We start from the raw sequence: 26,041 nt of genomic DNA, 5'->3' as shown, positions 1-26,041 counted from the left end.
ACTAAAGACAACATGAAGATCAAGGAGCGATACACCGTTTCCTCCGCCACCCTGAACGCCGAGCAGCTTCGGGCGTTGCTGAGCGAATCGGCCCGCCTGTGCAATGTAGATCTGCAGTTCACGCAGGCAGGGCACCGGGCGCTGGCCACCTACACCTGCACCGTTCAGGGTGAAGCCCAGGACCACGAACGCTTTACCCGGCGCCTGGACCGCGAACTGGTCCGCTGACCGCCCGGCTTTCTTCCCCGCTTCGGCGGGGTTTTTCTTGACCTGCTGCGGGGGTATGGTGAGGCCGGGCGGCCTGTGGCTGCCGAACCCCCGGAGGACCGGTGAGCGACCAAAGAAACGAAGCGCCCGCCCGCGCCGACTACGCGCACTTTCTGCCGATCGGTACGCGCTGGATGGATAACGACGTGTACGGGCACGTCAACAACGTGGTGTATTACTCGTACTTCGATACGGTGGTCAACCAGTTTCTGATTTCACGTGGGGTGTTGGACTTCGCGCACGGTGAAGTGATCGGCCTGGTGGTCGAGACAGGCTGCCGGTATTTCGCCTCGCTGTCCTTTCCGGATCCGGTCACTGCCGGTCTGCGCGTCGCCCGCCTGGGCAACTCCAGCGTGCGCTACGAAGTCGCCCTGTTTCGTGCCGACGAGGCACGCGCCGCGGCGGCCGGGTTTTTTGTGCACGTGTACGTAAATCGCCATTCGCGCCGCCCCACACTTCTGCCCGATAATTTGCGCCGCGTCCTGGAAACGTTGGTGGTCTGAAGCTCAGCGGTCGGGCGACGTACGCAGGTCCCGGACCATCACCACGTGTACGGCCGCCCGGCCCAGCCATGGGGTCCACAGCGGCGACTCGCGCTGCAGGTACACCTGAAATCCGGCGCGTTCGTACAGCCTCAACGCCGCCTGGTTTTCGCAGGTGGTGGAAAGCTGCACGCCGGGTACGCCGCGTGACCGCAGCTCCTCCAGGAAGCGCGACAGCAGGATGCGCCCCAGGCCGCTGCCCCGCGCTGCGGGCAACAGGTTGATGTGCAGGTGGGCAGGGTAAAGGTCCAGCGGTGCGTGCGCGGTCGGAAAACGCAGGGCGCGCTGCCAGTAGATCAGGCTCTGGAAAGGTCTGCGGTAACGCCCGCGCAGCAATCCCGGCAGCACCCGCCGCAGCAACGTCCGCCTGAGGGCCACACCATAACGCTCACCATTCGACAGGCCGACGATATAACCCACCGTCTCGCCGCGCAGGCGTGCGGTGAAACCCAACCGGTCCTCGCCGGCAAAGTAAGGCCCGGCCCAGAGATCGGCGAACAGCAGTGCGTCGGCGAAATAGCGCGCCGCGCTCTCACCGAAAAATCCTGTCTGGTAGGCGACACGTCCGATATCTGCGAAATCCTCGGGCTGCAGGGGAAGCACCGTCGCCGCGGCAGGAAGGGGCAGTGTGGAGGCCGAATCCAAGATGACCGTCATGCTAGCGCCCGGCACGCGTGGACACCATGAGCCTGGTTTCAAGTACCGCCGACTCGGCGGGAATCAGCAGTTCGTTGCGGCGTAGAAACGACCAGAGGTTCCAGCCCATCACGCTGACCTGGCTGGCGTAAGCGCCAATTGCGTCGCGTTTGGCCCTGACCTGCGCGCGGCTCAGGGCGTGGCTGAGCGCCCGCACCTGCCCGTAGGCAGGGGGCAACGTCAGGGTGAATCCCGGAAAGAAGCCTTTGGGGAAAGGCCATTCGGGGCCGCTGTGCACCAGGTAGTACAGCAGCGACGGTGGGCGGGCGAGGCCAGGCCGCTGCCCCAGGGTGTGCCTCACCAGCGCCGTGGTCGCGCGGTGGTCGCCGTGACTGTCGAGCGGGCCGGGTGTCAGGACCACGCCAGGCCGGATGCGTGAAAGCAACTGGCCCAACTGCCGCACGAATTCCTCGCCGGTGTAGGGCGCACCGGGCCGGTAAGCGTCGACGTACGGAACGAAGTCCACGCCAGTCGACGAACTTCGGTAAGGGCGGGTGTAGTGCGAGGAAGCCAGTGCGTTCAGGCCCCGGTCGGGAAAGCCGAGGAACACCACGCGCTCAGGCGGAATGCCCAGACGCCCGGTGGCCTGGAGCGCTTCACGCTGGCGTGCCCGCGCCAGCTGCTGCTGCGCACGCTGGCGGCCTCCACGCCAGCTGCTGCTGCGCACGCTGGCGGCCTCCACGCCAGCGCCAGCGCCAGTGCGTTCCCCACGGAAAGGCGTCGCCGTTCGTCACAAAGGCCACCCAGACCTCGCGGCCACGCGCGATGGCGTCTTGCAGCACTCCCCCAGCCCCCAGGGTTTCGTCGTCGGGGTGAGGCGCGATGAGCAGCACGGCGCCACGGCGTGCCAGCACGTCCGCAGTCGACGTTTTGCCCGGTGAACGCGGCGCACGGGTCGGGATCGTTTCTGAGGAAAAAGGTCTGGCCCACCATTTGGCTGGCAGCATGAATCCTCGGCAATCTGAAAGGCGAGCCCACACCTGCTGTCTCGCGCTCTTGGGATCTGGTGACCTCGCCGAACTCCAAAGTGACGACCCCCGAAGGGGCCGGGCACAACAGGACAATGGAACGGACGACGGTGCCTGTTTCAGTAAAACCACGGGCCACAGACGGTAAATGTGATGCTTTGACGGGTATGAAGAACACCTGCAGCCTTCAAGGCGCGTCTGATAACAGCTTGAAACACAACTCAAAACCCTCCCTGGATAGGGAGGGTCAGAACGCACGTCAGCGCAAACGTCAGGCGCCGGGCTGCTTGATGTCGCGCCCCACACTGGGCGGCGGGCTGACGGGCCGCTCGCTGAGAGGCAGCAGCACCGCGTCGAGAACCTCGGCGACGTTGGCGAGGCTGTGAATGGTCAGCTCACCGCGAATGCTCTCGGGCACGTCCTGCAGGTTGGGCTCGTTGTCGGCGGGGATGATGACCGTGCGAATGCCACCCTGGTGCGCGGCGAGCAGCTTCTCCTTGACGCCGCCGATGGGCAGCACCTTGCCTCGCAGACTGATCTCGCCCGTCATAGCGATGTCCATGCGCACCGGTCGCCCGGTGATGGCGCTCGTGACGGCGGTGGCGATGGTGATGCCGGCGCTCGGGCCGTCCTTGGGGGTGGCTCCGTCGGGAAAGTGCACGTGCAGATCGAGCTTCTTGTGAAACTCGGGGTCGGCGCCGTACTTCTCGGCGTGCGCGCGCAGGTAGGCCACGGCGGCCTGCACGCTTTCCTTCATGACGTCCCCGAGGGAGCCGGTCATGTTGATCTTGCCACTTCCGGGCGTGGCGAGGGCTTCGACCACCAGCATGGTCCCGCCGACGCTCGTCCAGGCGAGGCCCTGCGCGGCGCCCACCTGCGGCTCGCGCTCCATGCGTTCGGGGCGGTGCAGTGGCACGCCGAGGTAATGCGGAACGTCGGCGGCGTCGATGACCTTCACGCCTTCCCAGGGCATTTCGAGCAGCTCGCGCGCGGCCTTGCGGGCGATCTTGCTGACCTGACGGTCAAGGTTGCGCACGCCGCTTTCGGCGGTGTACTCCTCGACCAGGCGTTCGAGCGCCGCGTCGGTGATCTCGGCGTGACCCTCGAGGCCGTGGGCCTTCAGTTGCCGGGGCACGCGGTACTTGCGGGCGATCGCCACTTTTTCCAGCATGGTGTAGCCGGGAATGGTGATGACTTCCATGCGGTCGAGCAAGGGGCGCGGAATGGTCGACAGGCTGTTGGCGGTGGTGATGAACATCACCTGGCTGAGGTCATAGGGCACTTCCAGGTAGTGGTCCTGAAAGGTGTTGTTCTGCTCGGGGTCGAGCACTTCCAACATGGCGCTCGAGGGGTCGCCGCGCCAGTCGCTGCTCATCTTGTCGATCTCGTCGAGCAGCATCACCGGGTTCACCACGGCGGCGTTTTTCATGCCCTGGATGATGCGTCCGGGCATCGAGCCGATGTAGGTCCGGCGGTGACCGCGAATCTCGGCTTCGTCACGCACACCGCCGAGCGCCATGCGCACGAACTTGCGGTTGAGCGAGCGGGCCACGCTTTTGCCAAGGCTGGTCTTGCCGACGCCGGGAGGACCCACCAGACACAAAATCGGCGCGCGGATCTCCTTGTCCTCTTCGCCTTCCTGGCCGCTGCGCAGCTGACGCACCGCCAGGAATTCCAGAATGCGTTCTTTGACGTCGTCGAGGCCGTAGTGATCGTCGTCGAGGATGTCGCGGGTGCGTTTGATGTCGAGGATTTCCTCGTCGCGGGTGCTCCAGGGCACGTCGATCAGCCAGTCGATGTAGTTGCGTACGACGGTGCCTTCGGGGCTGCCGCCCGGAGTGCGCTCGAGCCGCCCGAGTTCCTTGAGGGCTTTTTCCTTGACCTCTTCGGGCATGCCGGCGGCTTCGATCTTCTCGCGCAGCGCCTCGATTTCGGCCGGGCCGTCCTCGCCGCCACCGAGTTCCTTGCCGATGGCTTTCATCTGCTCGCGCAGGTAGTACTCGCGCTGGTTGGCGTCCATCTGCTCCTTGACACGCGCCGAGATGCGCTTGTCCATGTTGAAGCGTTCCAGATCGCGGTTCAGCAGCGCCAACACCTTCTTGATCCGCTCGGTCGCGTTGTTGGCGGCGAGCAGTTCCTGCTTGTCCTCGGTGGCCCAGGTGGCATGGTGGGCGATGGTGTCGGCAGCCAGGCCGGCGTCCTCCATGGCGCGCACGGCCTCCACCTGGTAGTTGTCCAGGCGCAAATTCTTGTTCTGACGGACATACTCTTCAAAAGCCGTCTTGGCTTCGGCGAGGATCACTTCGGTTTCGCGCACGTCGCCGAGTTCTTTGGGTTGCGTTTCGGCGCGCGTGCGCAGGTAGGCGCCGGGCACGCCGTCGAGAACGACGGCGCGCTCCTGGGCTTCGACCAGCACCTGCAGGGTGCTGTCGGGCAGCCGCACGACCTGTTTGATCACGGCCAGCACGCCGACATCGAACATCTCGCTCAGGGTGGGGTCGTCGGTGCGCTGGTCACGCTGGGTCAGCAGCAGCACGCGGCGGTCGGCGGCCTGCGCTTCGTCGATGGCGCGCTTGCTCTTGGCACGACCGACGTCGACATTGGCGGTGATTCCGGGCAGAACCACCATGCTTCTGAGGGCGACAACGGGAAGTTCCCAGATCATTTCTCTCCTTGCGACCTTCTCGAAAAAGCGGCATTACAGGCCGCAGCGTAATACAGGGCAGTGTAATACAGGGCTGAACAGTTCGGGCGAGCGGCGAAATGCTCCAGAGGTCACTTCGCGAGGGGCGGGGCGTGAAAAGGCAGTGTTCGGAGTCAGGAACGATTCTCAATAAAATAGCCCCGCCGACCTGCCTCAATTGTAAATATCGGCAGGGCGCAGGGCTGTAGTTAATGTTGCTTTATGCAGACTTCTTGAGTCCCTTTGACTCAAGTGCCTTGAGGGGCGCATCGAGATGTTCGGAATCGAACCGGAGGCGCTTGAGGTTATCGAGCGGCAGCTCGAACAGCAGGTCGGTCATGGCTTTTTCCATCACGGCCCGCAGTCCACGCGCGCCCGTACCACGCGACTTGGCGCGCTTGGCGACTTCCTGCAGTGCCGCCTCGGTGAACTCCAGGTTCACGCCCTGAAAGCCGAAGAGCGCCTGGTACTGCTTGACGATGGCACCGTTGGGCTCGGTCAGAATGCGCACGAGCGCATGTTCGTCGAGGTCGGTGAGCTGCACCACCAGCGGCAGGCGGCCCACGAACTCGGGAATCAGACCGAACTTGACCAGGTCCTCGGGAATGAAGCGCAGCTCGGTCTTCTCCTCGCCCTTGTGCTCGCGCCCGAAGCCCAGCGAACGCACATCGGTGCGGGAGCGCCCGATGTCAGAAAGACCATCGAAGGCGCCGCCCACGATAAAGAGGATGTTCTTGGTATTGACCTGCACCAGTTCCTGCTGCGGGTGCTTGCGCCCGCCCTGCGGCGGCACCTGCGCCACCGTGCCCTCGATGATCTTCAGCAGGGCCTGCTGCACGCCCTCACCCGAGACGTCACGGGTGATGCTGGTCCCCTCAGACTTGCGGGCGATCTTGTCGATCTCGTCGATGTAGATGATGCCGCGCTCGGCCGACTCGACGTCGTAGTCAGCGGCCTGCAGCAGGCGCACGATGACGTTCTCGACATCGTCCCCGACGTAACCCGCCTCGGTGAGGGTGGTCGCGTCGGCAATCGCGAAGGGCACCTCGAGCATCTCGGCGAGCGACTGGGCCAGCAGGGTCTTGCCGGTGCCGGTCGGGCCGATCAGCAAGATGTTGCTCTTGCCCAGCGGCACTTCCGGGTGCGCCAGGCGCTGGTAGTGACTGACGACCGCCACCGCCAGGGCCTTTTTGGCCTCGTCCTGCCCGATCACGTACTCGTCGAGGTAGGACTTGATGTCACGCGGCGAGGGCAATTCCGAGAGGTCGAAAGTCGAGCCGGGCTTGCTGGCGCGCACCAGCTCGTGGGCGCGGTCGGCGCACTCGTTGCAGATGAAGGCCGCGCGCGACGGCGCCTCGATCAGCTGGGCCACCTGCGGGTAGGAACGCCCACAGAACGAGCAGCGGTCAGACGCCATCGTGCACCCCGACTTCCAGGCCCAGGCCGCGCGCGCTTTTCACCACATCATCGATCAGGCCGTACTTCTTGGATTCCTCGGGCGACATGAAGTAGTCGCGCTCCATGTCGCGCAGCAGCTTGTCGCTGGGCACGTTGGTGTGCTTGTTGTAAAGCCCGATCATCTTGTCACGCAGGTACAGCACCTCGCGCGCCTGCACCTCAACGTCGGGGGTGTTGCCCCGGAAACCCGAGGAACCCTGGTGAATCATGATGCGCGAGTTGGGGGTTGCAAAGCGCTTGCCCTGGTCGCCGGACATCAGGATGACGCTGCCCATGCTCATGGCGATGCCCACGCAGATGGTGCTGATGGGCGCGCTGATGTACTGCATGGTGTCGTAGATCGCCAGGCCCGCGTACACCTCGCCGCCCGGACAGTTGATGTAAAGCTGGATCTCGCGCTCGGGGTTCTGGCTGTCGAGCAGCAGCAGCTGCGCCACGATCGTGTTCGCGACCTGACTGTCAATCGGGGTTCCCAGGAAAATGATCCGATCTTTCAGCAGGCGCGAGTAGATGTCGTACATGCGCTCGCCGCGCCCGGTCTGCTCGATCACGTAAGGAATGACGCTCATGGCCGCATTATCGCACGAGGGCGCGAAATGAAAGTGCGAACGAAAGCTTAGACCCACCCCTGTCCAGCAGCCTTGAGAAGTCTCTCATACGCGTCCCGCACCTGGTGCGTCAAAGTCTCAGGTCGACGGTCACCTACAACCCGGTCTTCATAGTTTCTTAGCGAACTCTCATTGTCAGAAAAGTGCGTCCAAGAGGCAGCGGCACCCGCTGATCCTCAGACTGCGCACCCTTCGGGAAGGGGTTAAATGTCAGGGGAGATCTATGCAGGAGAGGCTGAACAGGCAGGTCTGGGTGATGACCACCCGTGCCGACGTGGAAGACGACGATCTGACGTTCTGGCTGAGCAAATCGGTGCAGGAACGCTTCCGGGCAGGCGAATCTTTACGGACCATGAATTATCCTGATGGAACTCCACCCCGACTTCAGCGAGTTTTTGAAATTATTGCAGGACCGAGACGTCAGCCTCGTCGTCATCGGTGGCTACGCCGTATGGGCACTGTCACGTTCGATACACCGGTGATATCGATGTCTTTTACGCTGCTGACGCTGAAAATACCGAACGTCTCGCCGCTGCCCTGCACGAATTTGGTTTTTCGGACATCGAAGCTGCGCAACTCGCCCGTCCCAACGTCATGTTCCGCCTGGGCGTCAAGCCCGTTATGATCGAGTTGATCAACGAAATCAGCGGCGTGACGTTCGGCGAAGCCTATGCCGGACGCACCGAGGTCACCTTCGGCAGTTTGCGCAGGCCCATGACCGGCACGCGCGAACTGCGCAAGGACAAGGCCGCGAGCGCCCGCCCGAAAGACCTGGCCGACCTGAGCCAGCTGCCTGAAGCCTGACCTTGCCCGGATCGGGCAACAAAAAAGCGGCAACAAAAAGCATTGCCGGGAAGCAACGGCACCCAGCGATCATCCCTTATGGCTGCTGCCTTCCGGCCCTGACCAGGTTCGAGCGTCGCCGCTGCGTTGCGCCAGCAATGCGTTTAGGACTATAGCACGGGTCAGTTGCGAAGCTGCACCCGCAACTCCTGGTAACCCGAGGGCGGCGTGAAGAGCACACGGCCTGCCTCGCGGCGCCCAACGCGCAGGCGCAAGGTCAGCACGCGGCTGGCAGGGTCGTAGGCGAACGGGGTGAAGGCGCCCGCCGGACCGTCGAACGTGAGGCCGTCCATTACCAGAAACGGCTGGGTATTCGTCAGCACGGCAGGCACCCCCGCTGGAATGCTGGCCGGCGTGCAGGCCCCAGCGGTCGTGACGCTGGCCGGACCGCAGGCGTAGGCACGGTACTCGCGTAGCACGAAGGTGTGCGCGTCGGCCCAGGCATCGTTCACGCGGTCAGCCGGATTGAGGCTGGTTCTCGGTTCGACGCGGTAAACCCGGTAAGCGTAGGTGTCGATGGCCTGGCCCAGCTCGGCTGAGGGCACCAGCAGCGCAAAGCAGGGCCGCCCGCCGGGCGCGGGATAGACCGTGCAGGGTGAGCCGTTGACGCTGAGGTCGGTGCGCAGGTCGCGGGCAGCGCGCACCCGGTCGGCGACGTACGTACTGGCCTCCTGCAGTTCACGCAGTCGCGCCGCCTGCGCGCTCACCTGCGCGGACGACCGCAGGACCGAACCCTCCAGGGCGAGCAGCGCGGCACAGAGCACGCCCAGCACGGCCAGCGCCACGAGCAGCTCTGCCAGCGTCAGGCCTGAGCGCGGCCACGTGCTCATGGACACGTGCTCATGGCCGCCCGAACTCCGCGACGAAAATCACGGGGGCGTGGTCCGCGCGGGTACAGGTCAGCGTGAGGCGACGACGGCGTGGCGTGGCCCGGCCCGTGTCGACGACCATCACGCCCGGCGCGCCGCAACTGAAACCCGCCGGATCGGGGGGCAGCTGAGGCAGCACTCCCGCGTCGAACAGGGCGCGCGACTGCCACGCCGCCCGCACACCCTCCATCACCGTGCGGGCGTGAACGGTCACGTCCTGCTCCTCGCCCGAGGTGCGGTTGAGGCGGTACAGCCCGGGCAGCGACGCGAGCACCACGGTCGACACCACCCCAAAAAGCGCCAACGCCACCAGCACCTCGATCAGCGTCAGCCCGGCCTGCGGGCGCGGCGCCCTGCAAGCGGCGGCCCTTCTTGTTCCACTTTCCGTCCCCAGAGGCGGCTTGAGCCTGGTTTCGGGTCGGGGTGACATCCGGTTTCCCGAAGCTGCGCCGGGAAAAAGACGTACAGGAAAGCTCACTTCAGCACCACCTTTCCCAGCACGCTCGTGACGCGCACGGTGCGCCGCAACGAGGCGTCGCGCGACCAGCGCACCACGAAAGTCTCGGCCGAGGCGTCGGTCGTGCCGTAGGGCGGCACGAAGTAAAGCGTCTTTGTGGTCGCTGAAACCACCTCGACTCCGGCGGGCAAATCGTAAATACGCCAGAAGGACGGGTCACCCGCCCGAAAGGACGGGTGGGCGCCCGCTGCGACGCTCACCGCGCGCCGTTCACCCAGCCGCCGGACTTCGCCGCGCTGGCGCCCCAACTCATGCGCGAGCTGCTGGGCGCCCTGCATGACGCTCACACTGGCCCGCCAGCGCAGGTAATTCGGCACGCCCAGCGCCAGCAGGATACCCACCACGGCCAGCACGATCAGCAGCTCCTGCAGCGTAAAGGCAGCCTGACCCCGGCTCACCGTGGCCTCTTCACCGGGACCGCCAGCTGCCCGGTACGGCCTGCAGTTCGGGTGGCGTCAATTGGTGCCCGGCCTGCAGCAGGGCGGCTTCGTCGTAGGTCACGTTCAGCGCGCCGTGCAGCGTCGAGGGCCGGGTCACGCCGTCCGGTGCGCTGCCCTCCACCACCACCGCGCCCAGAATGTCGCTCGCGCCCTGCACGTTCAGGTGACCCATCACGTACAGCAAGCCCCGAAAACCCGACCCGTCCTCGCTACAATCCGGTCTGTTTGCGCCGTTGAGGCTCAGGTCACCTGCGACGATCACCAGTCCCTCGCCGCACAGGCCTCCGGGCAGGCTGAGTGCCGCTCGCGCCGTCGGGTCGCGTGGACCGATCCAGTGCACGCCCGGCGCGACCGGACCGCTCAGTGCGTCTGCCCGCACCGCTCCCTCGAAGACTTCACGCTTCGGGCGACCGAACACCCGCAGAAACAGCGCCTCACCGCAGTCCAGGCCGGGTCCGGCAACGGGCCACGAAAAAGCGCCGTTCTCGCCAGGCGGAGTGAGTGGCCGGGCGGTCGATGCACCCGGCACCGGGCGCCACAGTGGCGTTCCACGCGCCAGCCCCTGCGCGGTCCCGAAAGACAGCGGTGTGGCAGCCTCATTCCCATCGCCGGGCCACGTGGGCTGCACGTCGACATAACCGGAAGCCGGGTCGCCCGGTACCGCCAGGCCCTGGGCCGACACGGTCGCACCGTACGTCACGCCATCCGCCTGCAGGGCCAGCAGGTCCCCGCTCCGAAACCCGCTGGCATCGGTGAGGGGCAGGCGCAACGCCCCTGCATTCAGCGGTATGGGCGGCGCCCGCAGCGCGGACGGCACGAGGTCGACCGCGCGCCCCGCGGAAAGCCGCTCCCCACCGGGTGGCACGACCAGCGCCGCCAGCTGCAGCGCGTTGCTACCGTCTTCAGTGCGGCCCAGCACCTCGAAGGTCGAGTGGCCGATCTGCACCACGCTGCCCGAATCCAGCAGGCGGGCGTCGGCGACGTGCGCGGTGATGGGCGGCGCACCCGGCAAGACCCTGTCGGCCTCGCCCGACACCAGCGTCGTCACGCCCGCCAGCACGCCCGACCGGGTCACCGGGCCCTCCGGCCGGTTCACGCCGACACCGACGAAGCGGGCACGTCCGCGCAATACCACCTCGCCGCAGGCACTGAAGGCAGCCGGTGGTGCGACTTCCATCTGCACGGGTCGCCGCAGACGAAAATCTTGCAGCAGCGTGGTTCGCGCGCCGCTTCCATCATGACCCACCGAGCGCAGGGTCAGGGACGCGCTTTCCGGGTGAAGGGCCACCACCCGCAGTTCGGCCCGTGACCCGCTCGCGTCAGGGCCCAGCAGCAGCGTGCCGAGTTCGCCCGAACCCGGTGGGCAGGCAGCCGTGACGGACAACGGGGCACCCTGGACAAGGCAAGGCAATTCGGACACGTTGCCCGCAAAAGCCGTTTCCTGCAGACGGGCGGGAAAGCTGTTCAGGCCGCTCTCGGCGGCCATCAACGCCTGATAGGACGATAGGACTTCCGGTCGGTGCCCGCGCCATGGCGGGCGCCCTGAGCGGCAAGGGCGGCAGTCGCAAGGACGGTGGTCAGCACGACCAGCGTGAACAGCAGGACCAGCACCAGGGCCACGCCGCTTTGTTTTCTGAGGGAATACGCTCCACTGCGCTTGGCACACGTTCTCATCGGCCATCAATCTGGCATGGATTGCTGGCTCACCTTGGCGAATCTGCCTGTCGTTCCAGCACGGTGACCCCAAAGAGGGGAAGCCGCAGATGCGGAGGCCAGTGAAGTACGCCCTGTATCTGCGCTATTTATGTGGGTCATCTGAGGCTGTAAGGATTATGTAAGAAGCTGGTTAATACTCTTTAAACCAAGCAGCGGACGAGAACAGCAACGCCTAGAAGCTGCACAGCCATAAACCGCCAGACCGGACTCAATCAAATTCCTCATCCGGCGAGGCACCCAGGAGAGAATATGAAGAACCGTCGTACGCAAGGCTTCACCCTCATCGAGCTCCTCATCGTCATCGCGATCATCGGCATTCTCGCCGCCGTGCTGATCCCCAACCTGCTGAGCGCCCGCACCCGCGCACAAACCAGCGCTGCCCAAGCGTACGCTCGCGAAGCTATCACGGCCCTTGAGTCGCTGCAGAGCCAGGATAGCCGCATTACCTACTCCAACACCACACCGGCTGTCGTCACGATGACCGACGCCAACGGAGTGGCCGTCGCCATCAACGACCTTGGTGCCACTGTTGCCCCTGCGTTCGCTGGCGCCGACTTCACTCAAGCTCAGGTTGCTGCAGTTCTCAAGGCCGGCACCAACGGCATCGGCGTTGTGACCTACTACGCCAGCGGACACGCTACCGCCGCCAACCGTGTTCAAGTCAACCAAACCATCAACGGTACCGCATTCTGCAGCGAGCTGAACGTGAACACCAACGCCCTGGTTACCCGCGAAGGCGCCTGCAACGCAGGTGCGCCGCTGACCTGATTTATCACGCAACATGAGCACTCGAGTACAGGGGCGAAAGCCCCTGTACTCATTAGTGGTGGTCCGTTGTCTCGGTGGAAGCGCATACTAGAGCATTTGTCCGTAGGATAGAAGGATGAGGGCGTATTCGTTGGATTTACGAGAGCGAGTGGTGGCGGCATACCAGGACACGCCAGTGATCGCGCAAGTGGCCCGCACCTTCCGGCTGAGTGAATCAGCGGTACGCAGCTATGTGCGGGCTCACGCTGCAGGCCAGCCCCTGGCGCCAGTCCGGCACAAAGGCCGGGTACGAATCCTGGGAGAAGCCAGCCATGCTGTCCTACGAGCCCAGGTGGAGCAGTACCCCGATGCGACCCTTGCTGAGCACGTGGAGTACTACTTCGAGCAGCATGGCGTGCGGGTCAGCATCAAAACCATGGACCGCATGTTCGAACGGCTCTCAATCACGAGAAAAAAAGACCGTCCGCGCCACTGAACAGTCCCCTGAAGCTCGAGCCGCCTTTGTGAATGAGATAACTGGACTGAAGCTGCACGACCTGGTGTGCTTCGACGAAAGTGGCTTCCACACCGGGATGAGTCGCGTCTATGCCAGGGCCCCACGAAATCAGCGAGCCTTTGCCCGCGTTCCGAGAAACACCGGCAAGAACCTCACCTTGCTGTGTGCCATGAGCTCGCAGGGCTCGCAGGCGGAACTGGTGATCGAAGGAGCGGTGAATGCTGCGGTGTTCGAGTCGTACGTGGATCAGGTGCTGTGCCCGACCTTGCAAAGCGGGCAGACGGTGCTGATGGACAATCTGTCGTCGCATCAGGGAGCGAAGGTCCGAGCGTTGATCGAGGCGCGAGGCTGCCAGCTGGTGTATTTCCCGCCGTACAGCCCGGATTTCAATCCCATCGAGATGTTGTTCTCCAAACTCAAAGCCTTGTTGCGGAAAGCTGCGGCCAGGACCACGGAGACAGTGATCGAGGCTTTGGGTTTTGCTTTGCGTGCTGTGACTCCGAACGACATCCTTGGCTGGTTCCACCACGCTCTGCCCCTCTCATCCCTATGACAAATGCTCTAAGGGATAGAAAGCGTCCGGAAAAAGCGCCTGATCCGTCCGGCAGTTACGTCAAGTTGCTCGACCCAGCCTTCATCGCCCTGCCCAGTGCGATTTCTTCCACGCTACCTGCAAGGGCCGCTACTCGGCACCCAGCGCCACAAAACGTTACCGGCATCGCCAACACCGAACTAGGCAAAATGGCAGCAAACACCAGGCCGCTCACCAGCGCCAGCAGTTCTTCAGCAAAAGTAAATCTTCGAAAAACCGGAGACCGCAAGTACAGTACCAGGTCAATCTCGGCAAAGTGAACTCTAGTGTGGACAGCCTGCACCTGCTGTAGGCCACCCCTCATACGGTCTTGCGTTGAGGATCTTCCGAGGAGCATGCTGAGGCGTGCCCCCCGAAGTTCGTTTGAAGCCGCACTTGACCTCGGATGAATTGCGCAAGTGCTATCGGTGCTGTGCTCACCCTGCCGACAAGACACGCTGGCACGCCTTGTGGTTGATCTCGCAAGACAAGGCCAATCGCCACGTCGCGCAAGTCGTCGACCGTTCGCATACTTGGGTCAACGACCTGGTGCGTGCCTACAACGAAGGCGGACCCAACGCCGTACCCACCCACAAGCGTGCAGGCGAAGCACGCGGCGGCAAGAAAGCGGTCTTGGACGTCAGCGGCGTCTTGGAACTCGGGCAAGCGCTCGACACCGAGGCACCGCCAGGCGGGGGACTGTGGACGGGCGCAAAGGTCGCGGCTTGGATTGCAGCGAAGACGGGCCATCGTCCTGACCAAGCGACCGGCTGGCGATACTTGCAAAAGCTCGGTTACAGCCAGCAAACGTCGCGTCCCGCGCATCCCCAGGCGGCCAGCAAGGAAGAGCAAGCGGCGTTCCAAAAAAAATCCTCGCACTGAGTGCCAAGCTCCAAGCCGAACATCCGGACAAGGACGTGCGGTTGTGCTTTCAGGACGAGGCGCGGTTCGGTCTCAAGCCCACGTCTCGCCGTCTGTGGGCCAAGAAAGGTCAGCGACCGACGGCGCCCAGTACCGTCAAGTACCAGTGGACGTACCTGTACGCAGTCGTCGAGCCTGCGCTGGGTCGGGTGTTCTGGTTCGTATTGCCGAAGGTTGACACGTGCGTCATGAGCGTCTTCTTGCGCGCCTATGCGGCTTCACTACCCGAGAAGGTCATCGCCCTGCTCGTGCTTGACGGTGCAGGCTGGCATTCGACCAGGAAACTCAAGGTGCCCGACAACATCGTGTTGGCCGTCTTGCCACCCTACTCGCCCGAACTCAACCCAGCTGAACGCTTGTGGACCTTGGTGCGTGAGGCGACGCACCACCAGACCTTCACTGATCTCGACGCCCTCGAACAGCGGCTGTGCACTCGCTGCGTGGAACTCGATGCACAGCCACAGGTCATTTCATCCGCAACGGCCTACTTGGGCTACTACCCTGAAAGTTCATGAATGCAATACCGTATCAGGCGTACTTCCCGCTGGGCTTCCCCCCTACACGCCCATATCGCACTTCAAGCGTAAGGATAACGATTCTTACTTCAAAACCAAACTCCAGGTTAGACCTAGCCGCTTTTTTTCAGGCTGCTGCAGACGCTGGCCATGTTTGCAATGACATCACGAACTGACTTCACTCACGTCCTGATATATGGTGTATTCCTCAGCACTGGCATGAACGCGCTTGAGCCTTGCACCTCGAGGAACCAGAAACGATTATCCAAAAGATGAGATTCTTATCCATGAGATGAAAACCCCCCTAACGGGGGGTGTTTTAAATTTACGAATTATTCATACTAGGTAGGGAGGGACATGAGACATACTTCAGGCTTTTCGCTTCTGGAGCTTCTGATCGTAATCGGCATCGTTGGCGTCCTCGCTGCAATAGTCCCACTGACAATACGCAGAGACCAGATACAGACGCGTCAAGCAGCAAATCTGCTCGCCCAGCAGATTCAGCTCTCGCGCTTCGAGGCCGTAAGGCGCAACCGTTTTGCGGGCATTTATTTTCCGGCGAATGGTCTAAGCTTCATCGTCTACGAAGACACCAACAACGACCGCACCTACACTTCCAGCGGAGATACAACCATCCAAACTTACAATCTCAGGTCGGGTGATTACGCCAAAACCCAGCTCCAGCTGAGCGCAGCGGCAACTATTCTCTTCGACCCCCGTTCCTTTTTGGTCAATACTGCTGCGCCCGGTACGGTCACCACGTTCCGAATGCAGAGCACCGACAATTCCAACTACGTCTGGAGAGTCGAAGTGACCACTCAAGGTCGTGTCATCCGGGTGATTCAATGAACCAACGACAGTCCGGCTTTACGCTCCTCGAAGTGCTCGTTGCCGTCAGCTTCATGACAATTGCGTTTCTGGCCCTCGCTTATGTTTCCATCGGCAGTACACGTCTCTCGGCAACAGCCGCACAAGTGCCGGAGGCCAGGGCAATCCTGGCAAGCGAGCTTTCAAAGCTGCAACAGCGTGGTTACCAGAACCTTAATCAATGCAATATTCCACCCAACAGCTGCACCGGAGAAACATCGGCTACAGACGGCTTTCACCGGACAGCTTGGCGAATAGAGCGAGATACCGCCCTGAACGGATACGTTCGTGTAAACCTGACGACCATTTGGACAAAAGCGGGGGTGACACGACGGTTCAGTACGGCTCAACTTGTCACCTGCCTGGAAGATCCGGGCGGCACGGCGAGCAATCCTTACCCAGGGTGCCCGTTATGAAGCCCGCTGCTCGCCAGGGTGGCTTCACGCTCATCGAGATGCTCCTCGCGATGGGCCTGGTCGCCATCGTTCTCGGCTTCGTCGCCTACTTCTTTATCGAGCAACAGCACTTCACGCATGCGCAGCAGACGCGCGAGGAAGTCCAGTCGAACGTGCAGGCCGCAGTTGAACTCGTAACCGAGGATGTTCGAAATGCGGGGTCATTCGGGGTGCCGTCGGTCAGTCTACCGATCCAGCCCGCCGCCGCGCTGGTCGGTGTGGACGGTGGTACGAATCCAGACATCATTCGCGTCCGTTACCAGCGTTTTAACTATGGCACTGCTACCACGACAGGAACCTACAGCGAAGTGGACGTAACGTACAAGGTTCGCAATGACGCTCAGGGCGTTCCGACACTGTTTCGCAGCCAGACCCCCGTGAACGCAACTGACGGCTGCAGCCTGAGTACCACGATCGCCGATGGCGCCAACTGTATTGCTGCCATTCAGAACATCGTTGCATTCAACGTGCGGTACATGGTCCGCACAACCTGCCCGAACTCGCTGGGCATTCAAACTTCCGTACAAGCAACCTTTGAAGCTGCTCAGGGCAGCAGTACGTTCGGTGGAGTATGCAGCAGCGCGCGAAGCTACACGGCAGCCGACGTATACAGGGTCGAAGTGATGGTCATCGGTCGAGCGCCACTTCGGCGTGCGGCTGCCGGTGGAAACCTCTTGGCAGGTACTCAACAAACCGTTCCGCAACTTGCTGGGTTCACGTACAGATCGCTTAGCTTCACCTTCGACACTCCAAGCCTCTAGGAGCAGCAATGAAACAGAAAACCTCGGGTATTGCACTGATTGCCGCCCTAATGATTATGGTCGTCGTCGGCCTTTTGGTGAGTAGCGCCGTCGTGACTGCCAGCATTCAGAACCGGATCACCCGCAATGACGCGAACGCCACTCAGGCCTTTTTTATCGCACAGTACGGCGCGCAAGAGTACAAGACTCTCGGGTATCGCACGTATTCGTATATGATCCGTAACCTCAGCAACTACTCCGGGCTGATCTCTGCCAGCGGTGCCGGTGAGTGTGCCAACATTCTGGGCATCGGCATGGACATCAACCGCGACGGCGTGATTGATCAACGCGACCTGCGTGTAGGCATCCCAACCGCAGCTCAAACCGTGACGCTTGATGATGGCAGCTCAGGTACGTTTACCATCACACTGCTACCAGCAGGCAGGGGGATCAGAAGTGAAAGCACCTACCGTGATGCTCGCAGTGTCGTGCTCGTCGGCTGGGATGTTGAAGAGACTGGCGTGTGGAACAACGCGATTTTCGCTGGTACCGGGCAGAGTGGCAACGGCATTAACGGAAACACAAACATTTATGGGTCTGTTAACGTACGCGGCAGCAACCTGAGCATTAACGACACCGCATATGACTGCAGCGGTAACTGCGGCGTGTTCAACTCGTACTCCGGGGACGGCACGGGCTCCAGCAACCTGGGTGGCCTTTCGGAATTCAACGTTCCAGATTCTCAGCGCAACATTAATGACCTCTGCTCAAAAGTGCGTGTGTACCAAGGTGATATCAAACTCCGCGGCAGCGCCCTCATTGGCACCAGCACCAACAAGGTAAAAGGCGTATATGTCAGCAACCCGGTGGTGAGCAACGACTCCACCTCCCAAGTTGACCTTGAAAGCGCCTCGCGTATTCACTCGGAAGAAACGGGTCCTACCAAACCAGTCACCGCGTATGACCTCGCCAGCCCGACCCCGTTCCCCAACCTCGATAATGGAACGCCCTCGTACCGTACGAATCTGAACACCCTCGCAACGGATGTCACCGCCTGCCTGGCCGGACGCACGAGTGGCACTCCTCCCACCTTCGTTCTCAACAGCAGCACAACCAGCTTCAATTGCACTTCGGCCTCTGGCGCGACAATCATGGCCTATAACGCTTCTACAAACCAGCTCACCCTCAACGGCGTGGCCAAATTGAGCGGAGTGAATTTCTCCTTACAACGTGACGTGACTTACACGGGTAAAGGGAACCTTTTTCTTGAAAAACTGCCGCCCCTCACTGGCGTAGGCGGAAATGCCTTGCTCGAAGGAAATTTGATCAATGCCTCTGGGACTTTAAACACTTACCCCCAAGGCGCGTCACTTGGTCTGACAGCGGAGGGAAACATCAACGCAAATAAAAACCAGCAAAAACTGGCCGGAGCTTTTTATGCCCAAGGAAGCATGGTTATCCAGAAGCAAGCCACGGTGCTTGGAACGGTCGTCGCGAATTACTTCGACCTGACCCAAACTCCGGCGCTCGTGCAGTCGCCCATGTTGCGCTACAACCTGCCACCCGGTATGCCGGGCGCGGGCCCCACCGATTACGTATTCAATATTCGTGCCTGGGAACGGCGGTAAGTTCTACTCCAAAAGCAGCCCAGCGTATCCTCCGTGGGATGCCAATTGCAGGAGAGCAAAACCTACTGTCCTTGTTGAGCTCACAGCTAACCTTCCCGACTTGCACCCGCCGCGCGGCGTAATCCAGCTGCACCCGGGCCTTGACACGGCTAGATAGGGCACGGCGAAGCTCGACCTCAAAGCGGTCCATTCCTACGGCCATAGCATGAGCATGACGCCGCGCTTGGCTACGCAGCAATGTATTTTCTCACGCACCTCACGCGGCAATGACGGGACGCCCTGGCAAAGGTAGGGCCCCCTGCTTCACCAAGCCGGAAGCATCTCGGGAAACAGAACCGGAATTTCCAGGATGTTCTGCGCCCCAAAGTCCTTGCGGTTGTTGGTAACAAAGGCCTCTGCCCCACCCGCCACGGCGGAGGCGAGGTGAACGGCGTCTGCAGCCCTGAGGCGGTAGGCCGCGCCCAGCTGCGCGGCCAGCGCGGCGATGTCCTCGCTGGTATCGACGAGTTGCAGCCGCGAGAGCAGCAGGCGCAGCGCTACAAGCTCGGCAGTTCGCCCTTCCCGCAGGGGTTTGGACATCAGCTCGGGCAGCAGCAGCACCGAGGCGCAGTGCTGATCGCGCGGGGCCTCTGCGAGCAGCTGATGAACGCGGCGGCCCAGCGCGTGCCCCGGGACCGCCGCATAAATGAGCACGTCGGCGTCGAACGCCAGGCGCGGGTGCCGGACCGTCTCACTCACCCTGGCCTGCGCGCTGACGGCGAATGTCCTGAACCAGTTCCTCGGCATAGTCGGCGCTGAGGGAGGTGGTGTCCGGTGGCGGAACCCCCTCACGGTCGGCGCGCAGACCGGCCAGCAGCTGCTGGGCCGCTGCGGTGTTGGGCGTGTGAACACGCCGGTGGAGCCTTTCGGGATGCACCAGGGTGGCCACAACCCTGCCGTTCTGGGTAATTTCGATTTCCTCGCCCTGCTGAACACGTTCCAGAACCTGTCGCAGGTGTGTGCGGACCTCGGAGGCAGTCAGCTGGGTCATACCCTAGCGTACAAGGTGTGTACGATCAACGTACGACATGTCGACACAAAGCCTTATTGGGGATTCCATCAAAGCGGTTGCCGCCTGAAAGCGCTGAACTGGTCAGTGTGTGACCGACGGCCTCATCCAGCGCGTATCATCCGCGTATGTCCACGTCTTACGCCCTCAAGGAATGGGACGCCCAGGTGCGCGCGCTGCTCTCGGGCGAGGTGTCGCTGCTGCTGCGCAAGGGCGGCATCATGGAGACCCACGACGGCTTCGAAGTCGAGCACCGCTCGTTTTTGCTCTACCCCACCTTCCTGCACCAGAATCCGCAGGAACTGCGCTCCGAATTCGCACCCCTGCTGAGGCCCGATCCAAAGCCGGGCGTGGTAACGCTGCCCGCCCTGGCCGAGGTGCACTCGGTCTGGAAGATCGAGGATTTGCAGCAGGCGCTGGCCCTGCAGGAGCTGCAGGCCCTGAACGCGGCGGCCATCGAGCGGCGGTTTCATTACCGTGGCCGTCCCTGGCTGCACGCGCTGCTGGTGCGCGTGACGCGCCTGAGTGCGCCGCTGCACCTGACGGAAACACCCGAGATGCTGGGCTGCGTCAGCTGGGTGCCCCTCGACGACACGCCAAAGGCCCACGGCGAGCGCGTCCGGACCGACGCCGAGCTTCAGGCCCTGCACGACGAGATCGAGCGCCGCCTGGCACCACACGGCTGACGCTGTATTCGAGGTGTCGGCATGATGCCAGGACGATCAATGTTAAAGCCACTTTTCGTACTACCAACCACGCGAAGTAAATCGGCCATGGCCTCAATCATCAACGATCGAAAAGGGAGGCGCGGAGATCAAACGCACGGCCAAGTGACAATCAGTCAGGTCACTCTGGGTAAAAATCTTGATTTGTCACGAACGCTCACATACACTTTTTACGGAACTGTTTATTTTGCACTTCGGAGGAATCAATGGCTTTACGTAAATTGAGTGATCAGGTACAGCAGCTCAGCAATCCGCAACGCTCGGACGCTTTTGTCAAAATGTTTCGTTCGGCTGTTCGGGAAGGGCGTTTCGACGCTGCTTACGTTCCGGAGCGTTTCACGCTGCCCAAACAGTACGCGCGCCGGGGAGGTGACGACCGGTACTCGAAAGACTCCAAGGAGATGATTTTCGAAGTCACGCCTGCGTTCGAGCACTGGTTTGACAGCATCAACCAGGACCTTTCGAGTGGACGTCGTGCTGCTCGTGTCAAACCGAGCCTGGAAGCCTTCGAAAGTGGCGAACTTGATTTCAAGGCGCTTGCCGAAGAAACCCGCAGAAAAATGGACGCCAGCTATAAAAAAGGCCAGAGCCTCGGGAAAAGCCGTTCAAAGGCCCGACCTAAGAAAAAAACAGCCGCCAAGAAATAAACGGCTGAAAGAAGACGATGACGAATGCGTTCGTCATCGTCTTCTTCTTTGCGGCTGCTTTTCTCCCGGACGGAAAAACCGCGCAGGTGAGCAGAAGGGCAAAACCTGCCTTCGGATATGAAATCAGGCGCGGGCCGCTCACACTCCCCACGTGTGCCTGCTTAGCCTGTGAACGTGCGTGCTGTTTTGTTTCTGGGCCTGTTGCTGGTTCTGCTGGCACTGCCGGATGTGGGCGCCGACGCCCAGTCGCTGCGCAGCACCCCGGACCCGAACGTCCTGAGTTACCCCAACGTAAACGCAGAGGTCAGCAGCGACGCCACGCCCCTGCTGATGTCCAACTCACCGGAAACACCCCGGCAAAGCGGCCTGCTCTACCGTGACACCACCCAGGGCGAGGCCCGCGTGGTGGCTTACCATGCCAACGGCCTCGGGGTGCGGGCGCGCCTGGTGGTGCTGGCCCGCAACGTCAGCGCCCAGCCGGTCAGCCTGACCACCCGGCGGCGGGGCACCGCGATGACCCACGGCCCCGATCCGCTCACGGGACAGCGCACCCTGCTGCGCTACTTCGCTTCGCGCGCCCTGCCTTCCGGACTGCTCGCCCCCGGCGAGGCCAGGCTGCTCTACACTTCCGAACCGCTGCCGCTCGGCGCGGTCGCCAGCGCCATGCTCGACGTGCACAGTACCGGCGCCACCCGGATCAGTGTGGTGCTGCTCGCCTCAGACCGCCCGCTCACGCCGGAGACCCTCGATGCCCTGCCGGTGCTGACGCGTGACGCCCACCACCAGCGCGGCACCTTTCCGGGCGCCAACCGGACTTTGCGCATCGTGCTGCCCGGCGAAACCGCGCGGGTCACCCTGGGGCACGCCGATGACCTGACCCTGAGCGGGCAGGACGCGCTGAGCGGAGACCAGCAGGTACTGAGGGGCCACTTCGGGGTGCAGTACACCCTGGAGGTGCAGGGCGCCGCGAACAGCCAGCTGGGTATTTCCGCGCGAGGAGGCGCTTACCGGGGCGTGCTGAACGTCGAGGACGGCGCACGAACGGCCGCGCTGCTGGTCGGTGCGGGCGCGGCCCTGAAAGACGCCTCGACTCCGGCCCTGCTGTGGCATGCCCGCAGCGACACCCTGCGTCTGACCTTCGTGCCCGCCAACGGTTCGCACCTGCCGCTGGCCCTGCTGTTCTACCGTGGGCTGGCGAAATCCGGCTTCGCAGCGCCAGGTCCACCGCCGGGTTCCGACGACCGCTTACACTGGCGTGTCCCCTAACCCACGCCCCCGCCGAGGACCAGCACCGCGTGACCCACTCCCTGACCCCGCTTCAGTTGATGGAACTGCAGATTCCCACCCTGTTCGTCCTTGATGAGGACCAGCGGCTGCGGTTCGTTCGTGAACCGGGGTACCCGGAAGCCGAACTCGATCCGGCGCCACGGTTTTTCATGGGGCGCACGCCGCAGGGCAACACCTGGCGCTTCCGGCACGATCTGCCACCCGAACTGATCGGCGAGCTGGAGCCGCTTTGCTCGGCTGAACCGATCAGCGCGGACCTCGAAGGCGAGCCGCGCCTCGCGCCGATGATCCGGGCCGTCCTGGGCGCGTGGGCGCCGATCACGAAAGAGTACCGAGGACCGGCATACCGCCTCCCGGGCGAAGTGGTCACCCCGCAGGACCTGGACGTGACGCTGGTCACCGAGACGAACGCGGCGGCGCTGCTGCGGGCGCACTTTCCACAGAGGATCACGTCACGTTCGGGTTTCCGGGTAGGTCCGTGCGGCGCGGTGCTGGTAGAGGGCCAGGCGGTCTCCCTGTGCTACTGCGCGCGAATCACCGACAGAGCCGCCGAAGCGGGCGTCGAAACGGCGCCCACCTTTCGGGGCCGGGGATACGCGAGCGGGGCGGTGATCCGGTGGGCTGAAGCCGTCCGGCACAGTGGACGGCTGGCCTTTTATAGCACCGAATGGGGCAATTCGGCCTCGCGCGGTGTGGCCCGCAGACTGGCGGGCGTGCAGTACGGTGAGGATTGGTCGCTTGACTGACGCAGCGTTGCGTTCACCCTGAGTCGTCGGAAAAGCACGGCTGCTCTCCGTTTGGCAGTCCGGTCCCAAGTGTGCTCGCGCCCGGCATTGCGTCTTCGCTTTGCCCCACGCCACTCGGCATGACTCGCCGTTCCGGAAGCAGGGCGCCCGCGTGGACATCGGCGGCACGCGCTTCGGACGGCTCGGGCACACACGCACTTGCGGCAGTGCCAAACTGCCACAATGGTGAAGGCCGCACCACGCGCGGACAAACGAAATCGGCGCCCCGGCGCGAACCGGACAAGCCCGAAATTCCACCAGAGCGGTCCTGTCGACCGCGGAAAGCAGCAACAGTGACCATTTCATTGCAGAAAAAGCAGACCATCAGCCTCGAAAAAAGCGGTCAGTCCCTCGCCAAAATCTTCATGGGGCTGGGTTGGGACGTCGCCAAACCGAAGGGGTTTCTCGGCGCCCTGCTGGGCGGTGGGGGTGCCAGCATCGACCTCGACGCGAGCGCGCTGCTGTTCGACGCCGCAGGCTCGCTTGTCGATACCGTGTGGTTTCGTTCGCTGCAAAGTCGGGACGGCAGCGTCCGTCATGCGGGTGACAACCTCACCGGGGAAGGTGAGGGGGACGACGAACGCATTTTCGTGGACCTCACGAGACTGTCCGGCAACGTGCAGTCGATCGTGTTCACGGTGAACTCGTTTCGTGGGCAAACCTTCGACAAGGTCGCGGGTGCGTTTTGCCGCATCGTGAACGAGCAGGGTGGTCAGGAAATCGCCAAGTTCAACCTCAGCGAGCAGGGCGGACACACGGGCCTGGTGATGGTGAAGCTGGTCCGGCAGGGGGGCACGTGGCAACTGACCGCGGTGGGTGAGCGCTTCACCTTCCAGCCCGGCTCGGACGTAGTGGGGCAGCTGACGGCGGCCGCGGCACGCGCATTGTGAGTTGTGACGGCACGCTTCACTGTGTGGGGCGGGCCGTGACGCTACTCTCACAGGAGTTTCGTGGGGTACGAAACGCCCACCGCGTGTCGGGCGTACTTGATCTGTCAGGAGGAACGGCATGAGCATCACCCTTACCAAAGGCGGCAACCTTTCGCTGACCAAGACCGACGCCACCCTCACCAAGATCAGCGTGGGCCTCGGCTGGGACACCCGCTCTACCAGCGGCGACGACTTCGACCTCGACGCCAGCGCCTTTCTGCTGAATGCCAGCGGCAAGACCCGCTCCACGGCGGATTTCATTTTCTACAACCAGCTGCGCAGCGCCGAGGGCAGCGTCGAGCACGCCGGGGACAACCGCACCGGGGCAGGTGACGGCGACGACGAGGTGATCCGGGTGGATCTCGCCCTGGTCCCGTCCGACGTGGAACGCGTCGCCTTCACGGTGACCATTCACGAAGCGCAGGCGCGCCGCCAGAGTTTCGGCATGGTCGAAAACGCCTTCGTGCGCATCGTGGACGAGCGCAACAACAAAGAAGTCGTGCGCTACGACCTGCGCGAGGACGCCAGCGTCGAAACGGCGCTGATTTTCGCAGAACTCTACCGTCACGGCGGAGAGTGGAAGTTCCGCGCGGTCGGGCAGGGCTTTGCGGGCGGTCTGCAGGCCCTGTGTCATCATTTCGGCATCAACATCTGAAAATCGACCTCTGGGCGCGGGGCTGAAGAAATTTGTCTTCAGGGCGTCACGGCAGACCAAGGGAGTTTCATGTTCAAACACTTCGGTTTCGGCATCATCTTCAGCATCCTCTGCATCATTGGTGCCGGAGTGTACGGTTTCGTCACGGGTGACGTCGCCACGGCCGCGCAGTTCGCTTTTATCGCGATTGTTCTGGGCGTGATGGAAGTCAGCCTCAGCTTCGACAACGCGGTCGTGAACGCCAAGGTCCTCACCGGCATGGACCTGGTCTGGCGCCACCGCTTTCTGACCTGGGGTATCGCCATCGCCGTGGTCGGCATGCGTTTCGTGTTTCCCATCCTGATCGTGATGGCCACCGCCTCGCTGGGGTTCACCGAGGTGGTGTCGCTGGCCTTCAACAATCCCACCGAGTACAGCGAACACCTCGAAGAAGCGCACGTGCTGATCAGCGCCTTCGGCGGAACCTTTCTGGGGCTGGTGTTCTTGCATTACTTTTTCGACAAGACCAAGGATGTGCACTGGATCGGCCCCATCGAACGTCGGCTGGCACGCGCCGGCAACCTCGACAAGGTCGAGGTGTCGGTCATTCTCACGGCGCTGCTCGCGCTGGTCGCCCTGACTGTCGCGCCCGCCGAGAAGTACTCGGCGTTGCTCGCAGGCGGCCTGGGCATCCTGACCTACCTGCTCGTAAAGGCCCTGGCCGGTATGTTCGAACCGCCCGAAGATGAGGAGGGCGAGGAGGCCGACACCCGCCGGGCCAAGGTGAAAGCCGTTTCGGAGACGGCCACCAAGGCGGGCGCACTGAGCTTTCTGTACCTGGAAGTGCTCGACGCGTCCTTCTCGCTCGACGGTGTGATCGGCGCCTTTGCGATCAGCAAGGAAGTCGTCGTGATCGCCGCGGGTCTGGCGATCGGGGCGGTGTTCGTGCGCTCGATGACCTTGTGGCTGGTCGAGACCGGCACCCTCACCGAGTACCGCTTTCTGGAGCACGGCGCCCACTGGGGTATCGGCGCACTCGCCATAATCATGCTGCTCAGCATGAACCGTGCCGTGCACATTCCCGAATTGATCACCGGCCTGATCGGCCTGGGCTTCATCATCGCGGCCGTCATGTGGTCCGTGCGGGCCAACAAGAGCGACCGCGACGGTGAATCCTCGCACGCCCGCCTGAGCTGACCCGGGTAAACCGGGAGCGGCGCGGGAAGTTTCCCGCGCCGCTCTCTTTGAAGTGTCCCGCCAGACCAAAAGCGCCCTGACGCGCCGCAGGGCTCACTTGGAGCGCTTGCGGCTGCCTTACACTGGGCAAAATGAAGTGCGCATAAAGAAGTGCGCATGAAGAGGCGCCTCTCCTTGAAACTCCGGTTGAAGTCTCGGGCCGGATCTTTCGTCTCCCCTGT

The 26,041-nt window shown here is 62.8% G+C and carries 32 protein-coding genes and 1 other RNA gene; 19 read left to right on the top strand and 14 right to left on the bottom strand.

All coding sequences use genetic code 11. From position 1 onward, the window contains the following. Nucleotides 1-12: 12 nt before the first annotated feature. Together DEIPE_RS09725 and DEIPE_RS09720 are read left to right on the top strand one after the other, a co-directional pair. Nucleotides 13-228 carry a hypothetical protein gene (locus DEIPE_RS09725; protein ID WP_015235793.1) on the top strand — a complete coding sequence of 72 codons (216 nt, stop codon included), beginning with the start codon at nt 13-15 and terminating at the stop codon, nt 226-228. Between the two features lie 101 nt (nt 229-329). Further along, entirely contained in the window at nt 330-770 is a 441-nt protein-coding gene (locus DEIPE_RS09720) for an acyl-CoA thioesterase (protein ID WP_015235792.1), read from the top strand. A gap of 3 nt (nt 771-773) precedes the next feature. Here the strand turns inward: DEIPE_RS09720 and DEIPE_RS09715 are convergent, their stop codons facing one another. The 6 genes from DEIPE_RS09715 to clpP form a co-directional block, all read right to left on the bottom strand. After that, nucleotides 774-1,466, bottom strand: a complete 693-nt coding sequence (locus tag DEIPE_RS09715; protein ID WP_015235791.1) for a GNAT family N-acetyltransferase — start codon at nt 1,464-1,466, stop codon at nt 774-776. A 1-nt stretch (nt 1,467) separates the two neighbouring features. After that, entirely contained in the window at nt 1,468-2,172 is a 705-nt protein-coding gene (locus DEIPE_RS09710) for a PIG-L deacetylase family protein (RefSeq protein ID WP_052326676.1), read from the bottom strand. After that, nucleotides 2,102-2,359: a PIG-L family deacetylase gene (locus DEIPE_RS25265; protein ID WP_157448829.1), complete on the bottom strand. Its 258-nt coding sequence runs from the start codon at nt 2,357-2,359 to the stop codon at nt 2,102-2,104. The genes DEIPE_RS09710 and DEIPE_RS25265 overlap by 71 nt, the downstream gene beginning before the upstream one ends. A 385-nt stretch (nt 2,360-2,744) precedes the next feature. Next, a complete protein-coding gene (gene lon / locus DEIPE_RS09705) occupies nt 2,745-5,138 on the bottom strand; it encodes an endopeptidase La (protein ID WP_015235790.1) in 2,394 nt (797 codons plus the stop codon). A 238-nt stretch (nt 5,139-5,376) separates the two neighbouring features. Continuing rightward, a complete protein-coding gene (gene clpX, locus DEIPE_RS09700; protein WP_015235789.1) occupies nt 5,377-6,573 on the bottom strand; it encodes an ATP-dependent Clp protease ATP-binding subunit ClpX in 1,197 nt (398 codons plus the stop codon). After that, nucleotides 6,563-7,183: an ATP-dependent Clp protease proteolytic subunit gene (gene clpP / locus DEIPE_RS09695; protein ID WP_015235788.1), complete on the bottom strand. Its 621-nt coding sequence runs from the start codon at nt 7,181-7,183 to the stop codon at nt 6,563-6,565. The genes clpX and clpP overlap by 11 nt, the downstream gene beginning before the upstream one ends. Before the next feature lie 477 nt (nt 7,184-7,660). On the opposite strand from clpP, the gene DEIPE_RS09690 reads away from it, so the two are divergent. After that, nucleotides 7,661-8,026, top strand: coding sequence for a hypothetical protein (locus DEIPE_RS09690; protein ID WP_015235787.1), 366 nt, complete (start codon nt 7,661-7,663; stop codon nt 8,024-8,026). A gap of 39 nt (nt 8,027-8,065) precedes the next feature. Here the strand turns inward: DEIPE_RS09690 and ffs are convergent. The 6 genes from ffs to DEIPE_RS23930 form a co-directional block, all read right to left on the bottom strand. Continuing rightward, an RNA gene (gene ffs, locus DEIPE_RS21805) (signal recognition particle sRNA small type) lies at nt 8,066-8,164 on the bottom strand. A 23-nt stretch (nt 8,165-8,187) separates the two neighbouring features. Beyond that, nucleotides 8,188-8,895 (bottom strand): prepilin-type N-terminal cleavage/methylation domain-containing protein, encoded by a 708-nt coding sequence (locus tag DEIPE_RS09685; RefSeq protein ID WP_015235786.1) that lies wholly within the window; start codon nt 8,893-8,895, stop codon nt 8,188-8,190. 10 nt (nt 8,896-8,905) lie between these two features. Then, entirely contained in the window at nt 8,906-9,364 is a 459-nt protein-coding gene (locus DEIPE_RS09680; RefSeq protein WP_015235785.1) for a PulJ/GspJ family protein, read from the bottom strand. Nucleotides 9,365-9,408: 44 nt separating this feature from the next. Further along, nucleotides 9,409-9,849: a pilus assembly FimT family protein gene (locus DEIPE_RS09675; protein ID WP_015235784.1), complete on the bottom strand. Its 441-nt coding sequence runs from the start codon at nt 9,847-9,849 to the stop codon at nt 9,409-9,411. A 10-nt stretch (nt 9,850-9,859) separates the two neighbouring features. Next, a complete protein-coding gene (locus DEIPE_RS09670; protein ID WP_015235783.1) occupies nt 9,860-11,377 on the bottom strand; it encodes a hypothetical protein in 1,518 nt (505 codons plus the stop codon). Then, complete coding sequence (locus tag DEIPE_RS23930) at nt 11,377-11,565, bottom strand: hypothetical protein (protein WP_015235782.1); 189 nt, start codon at nt 11,563-11,565, stop codon at nt 11,377-11,379. Before DEIPE_RS23930 ends, DEIPE_RS09670 begins: the two co-directional genes overlap by 1 nt. Nucleotides 11,566-11,856: 291 nt before the next feature. On the opposite strand from DEIPE_RS23930, the gene DEIPE_RS25520 reads away from it, so the two are divergent. The 9 genes from DEIPE_RS25520 (at nt 11,857) to DEIPE_RS09625 (ending at nt 18,568) form a co-directional block, all read left to right on the top strand. Then, nucleotides 11,857-12,375, top strand: a complete 519-nt coding sequence (locus DEIPE_RS25520; protein ID WP_015235781.1) for a prepilin-type N-terminal cleavage/methylation domain-containing protein — start codon at nt 11,857-11,859, stop codon at nt 12,373-12,375. A 115-nt stretch (nt 12,376-12,490) separates the two neighbouring features. Continuing rightward, complete coding sequence (locus tag DEIPE_RS24475; protein ID WP_041230612.1) at nt 12,491-12,850, top strand: IS630 transposase-related protein; 360 nt, start codon at nt 12,491-12,493, stop codon at nt 12,848-12,850. 28 nt (nt 12,851-12,878) lie between these two features. Next, a complete protein-coding gene (locus DEIPE_RS09655) occupies nt 12,879-13,424 on the top strand; it encodes an IS630 family transposase (RefSeq protein ID WP_041230820.1) in 546 nt (181 codons plus the stop codon). Between the two features lie 492 nt (nt 13,425-13,916). Next, nucleotides 13,917-14,324: a winged helix-turn-helix domain-containing protein gene (locus tag DEIPE_RS09645; protein WP_157448751.1), complete on the top strand. Its 408-nt coding sequence runs from the start codon at nt 13,917-13,919 to the stop codon at nt 14,322-14,324. 35 nt (nt 14,325-14,359) lie between these two features. Then, entirely contained in the window at nt 14,360-14,878 is a 519-nt protein-coding gene (locus tag DEIPE_RS09640; protein WP_041230670.1) for an IS630 family transposase, read from the top strand. A 357-nt stretch (nt 14,879-15,235) separates the two neighbouring features. After that, the gene (locus DEIPE_RS09635) at nt 15,236-15,727 is read left to right on the top strand and encodes a GspH/FimT family pseudopilin (protein ID WP_015235780.1); all 492 of its coding nucleotides are present in this window, start codon (nt 15,236-15,238) and stop codon (nt 15,725-15,727) included. Beyond that, nucleotides 15,724-16,161 carry a type II secretion system protein gene (locus DEIPE_RS23110; RefSeq protein ID WP_015235779.1) on the top strand — a complete coding sequence of 146 codons (438 nt, stop codon included), beginning with the start codon at nt 15,724-15,726 and terminating at the stop codon, nt 16,159-16,161. The genes DEIPE_RS09635 and DEIPE_RS23110 overlap by 4 nt, the downstream gene beginning before the upstream one ends. Then, a complete protein-coding gene (locus DEIPE_RS09630; protein WP_015235778.1) occupies nt 16,158-16,961 on the top strand; it encodes a PilW family protein in 804 nt (267 codons plus the stop codon). Before DEIPE_RS23110 ends, DEIPE_RS09630 begins: the two co-directional genes overlap by 4 nt. An 8-nt stretch (nt 16,962-16,969) precedes the next feature. Continuing rightward, nucleotides 16,970-18,568 (top strand): pilus assembly PilX N-terminal domain-containing protein, encoded by a 1,599-nt coding sequence (locus DEIPE_RS09625; protein WP_015235777.1) that lies wholly within the window; start codon nt 16,970-16,972, stop codon nt 18,566-18,568. 303 nt (nt 18,569-18,871) lie between these two features. On the opposite strand, the gene DEIPE_RS22190 is transcribed toward DEIPE_RS09625, so the two are convergent. After that, nucleotides 18,872-19,306, bottom strand: coding sequence for a type II toxin-antitoxin system VapC family toxin (locus DEIPE_RS22190; RefSeq protein WP_052326674.1), 435 nt, complete (start codon nt 19,304-19,306; stop codon nt 18,872-18,874). Continuing rightward, entirely contained in the window at nt 19,299-19,598 is a 300-nt protein-coding gene (locus DEIPE_RS09615) for a type II toxin-antitoxin system Phd/YefM family antitoxin (RefSeq protein ID WP_015235775.1), read from the bottom strand. Before DEIPE_RS09615 ends, DEIPE_RS22190 begins: the two co-directional genes overlap by 8 nt. Before the next feature lie 146 nt (nt 19,599-19,744). On the opposite strand from DEIPE_RS09615, the gene DEIPE_RS09610 reads away from it, so the two are divergent. From DEIPE_RS09610 to DEIPE_RS09580, 7 genes are all read left to right on the top strand, one after another. Beyond that, nucleotides 19,745-20,302, top strand: a complete 558-nt coding sequence (locus tag DEIPE_RS09610) for a DUF1802 family protein (protein WP_015235774.1) — start codon at nt 19,745-19,747, stop codon at nt 20,300-20,302. Between the two features lie 245 nt (nt 20,303-20,547). Next, nucleotides 20,548-20,988 (top strand): hypothetical protein, encoded by a 441-nt coding sequence (locus DEIPE_RS09605; RefSeq protein ID WP_015235773.1) that lies wholly within the window; start codon nt 20,548-20,550, stop codon nt 20,986-20,988. Between the two features lie 174 nt (nt 20,989-21,162). Continuing rightward, entirely contained in the window at nt 21,163-22,254 is a 1,092-nt protein-coding gene (locus DEIPE_RS09600; protein ID WP_157448827.1) for a hypothetical protein, read from the top strand. Nucleotides 22,255-22,283: 29 nt separating this feature from the next. Next, the gene (locus DEIPE_RS09595) at nt 22,284-23,021 is read left to right on the top strand and encodes a GNAT family N-acetyltransferase (RefSeq protein WP_015235771.1); all 738 of its coding nucleotides are present in this window, start codon (nt 22,284-22,286) and stop codon (nt 23,019-23,021) included. Nucleotides 23,022-23,353: 332 nt separating this feature from the next. Further along, on the top strand, nt 23,354-23,950 hold the full coding sequence (locus DEIPE_RS09590) for a TerD family protein (protein WP_015235770.1): 597 nt from the start codon (nt 23,354-23,356) through the stop codon (nt 23,948-23,950). Nucleotides 23,951-24,068: 118 nt separating this feature from the next. Next, nucleotides 24,069-24,644, top strand: a complete 576-nt coding sequence (locus DEIPE_RS09585; RefSeq protein ID WP_015235769.1) for a TerD family protein — start codon at nt 24,069-24,071, stop codon at nt 24,642-24,644. Between the two features lie 69 nt (nt 24,645-24,713). Next, complete coding sequence (locus DEIPE_RS09580; RefSeq protein WP_015235768.1) at nt 24,714-25,820, top strand: DUF475 domain-containing protein; 1,107 nt, start codon at nt 24,714-24,716, stop codon at nt 25,818-25,820. The last annotated feature ends 221 nt before the right edge of the window (nt 25,821-26,041 follow it).

The organism is Deinococcus peraridilitoris DSM 19664, assembly GCF_000317835.1.
GTDB classification, from domain to species: Bacteria; Deinococcota; Deinococci; order Deinococcales; family Deinococcaceae; genus Deinococcus_A; species Deinococcus_A peraridilitoris.
Note: the sequence above shows the minus strand (reverse complement) of the source record. Positions and strands in the feature narration are given on the sequence as shown.

What these genes read in the sequence shown, in the direction of transcription:
- DEIPE_RS09725 (WP_015235793.1), top strand. Translation starts at nt 13, where the DNA reads ATGAAGATCAAGGAGCGATACACCGTTTCCTCCGCCACCCTGAACGCC.
- DEIPE_RS09715 (WP_015235791.1), bottom strand. Translation starts at nt 1,466, where the DNA reads ATGACGGTCATCTTGGATTCGGCCTCCACACTGCCCCTTCCTGCCGCG.
- lon (WP_015235790.1), bottom strand. Translation starts at nt 5,138, where the DNA reads ATGATCTGGGAACTTCCCGTTGTCGCCCTCAGAAGCATGGTGGTTCTG.
- clpX (WP_015235789.1), bottom strand. Translation starts at nt 6,573, where the DNA reads ATGGCGTCTGACCGCTGCTCGTTCTGTGGGCGTTCCTACCCGCAGGTG.
- clpP (WP_015235788.1), bottom strand. Translation starts at nt 7,183, where the DNA reads ATGAGCGTCATTCCTTACGTGATCGAGCAGACCGGGCGCGGCGAGCGC.
- DEIPE_RS09685 (WP_015235786.1), bottom strand. Translation starts at nt 8,895, where the DNA reads ATGAGCACGTGGCCGCGCTCAGGCCTGACGCTGGCAGAGCTGCTCGTG.
- DEIPE_RS09680 (WP_015235785.1), bottom strand. Translation starts at nt 9,364, where the DNA reads ATGTCACCCCGACCCGAAACCAGGCTCAAGCCGCCTCTGGGGACGGAA.
- DEIPE_RS09670 (WP_015235783.1), bottom strand. Translation starts at nt 11,377, where the DNA reads ATGGCCGCCGAGAGCGGCCTGAACAGCTTTCCCGCCCGTCTGCAGGAA.
- DEIPE_RS23930 (WP_015235782.1), bottom strand. Translation starts at nt 11,565, where the DNA reads ATGAGAACGTGTGCCAAGCGCAGTGGAGCGTATTCCCTCAGAAAACAA.
- DEIPE_RS25520 (WP_015235781.1), top strand. Translation starts at nt 11,857, where the DNA reads ATGAAGAACCGTCGTACGCAAGGCTTCACCCTCATCGAGCTCCTCATC.
- DEIPE_RS24475 (WP_041230612.1), top strand. Translation starts at nt 12,491, where the DNA reads ATGAGGGCGTATTCGTTGGATTTACGAGAGCGAGTGGTGGCGGCATAC.
- DEIPE_RS09635 (WP_015235780.1), top strand. Translation starts at nt 15,236, where the DNA reads ATGAGACATACTTCAGGCTTTTCGCTTCTGGAGCTTCTGATCGTAATC.
- DEIPE_RS23110 (WP_015235779.1), top strand. Translation starts at nt 15,724, where the DNA reads ATGAACCAACGACAGTCCGGCTTTACGCTCCTCGAAGTGCTCGTTGCC.
- DEIPE_RS09630 (WP_015235778.1), top strand. Translation starts at nt 16,158, where the DNA reads ATGAAGCCCGCTGCTCGCCAGGGTGGCTTCACGCTCATCGAGATGCTC.
- DEIPE_RS09625 (WP_015235777.1), top strand. Translation starts at nt 16,970, where the DNA reads ATGAAACAGAAAACCTCGGGTATTGCACTGATTGCCGCCCTAATGATT.
- DEIPE_RS09615 (WP_015235775.1), bottom strand. Translation starts at nt 19,598, where the DNA reads ATGACCCAGCTGACTGCCTCCGAGGTCCGCACACACCTGCGACAGGTT.
- DEIPE_RS09610 (WP_015235774.1), top strand. Translation starts at nt 19,745, where the DNA reads ATGTCCACGTCTTACGCCCTCAAGGAATGGGACGCCCAGGTGCGCGCG.
- DEIPE_RS09605 (WP_015235773.1), top strand. Translation starts at nt 20,548, where the DNA reads ATGGCTTTACGTAAATTGAGTGATCAGGTACAGCAGCTCAGCAATCCG.
- DEIPE_RS09585 (WP_015235769.1), top strand. Translation starts at nt 24,069, where the DNA reads ATGAGCATCACCCTTACCAAAGGCGGCAACCTTTCGCTGACCAAGACC.
- DEIPE_RS09580 (WP_015235768.1), top strand. Translation starts at nt 24,714, where the DNA reads ATGTTCAAACACTTCGGTTTCGGCATCATCTTCAGCATCCTCTGCATC.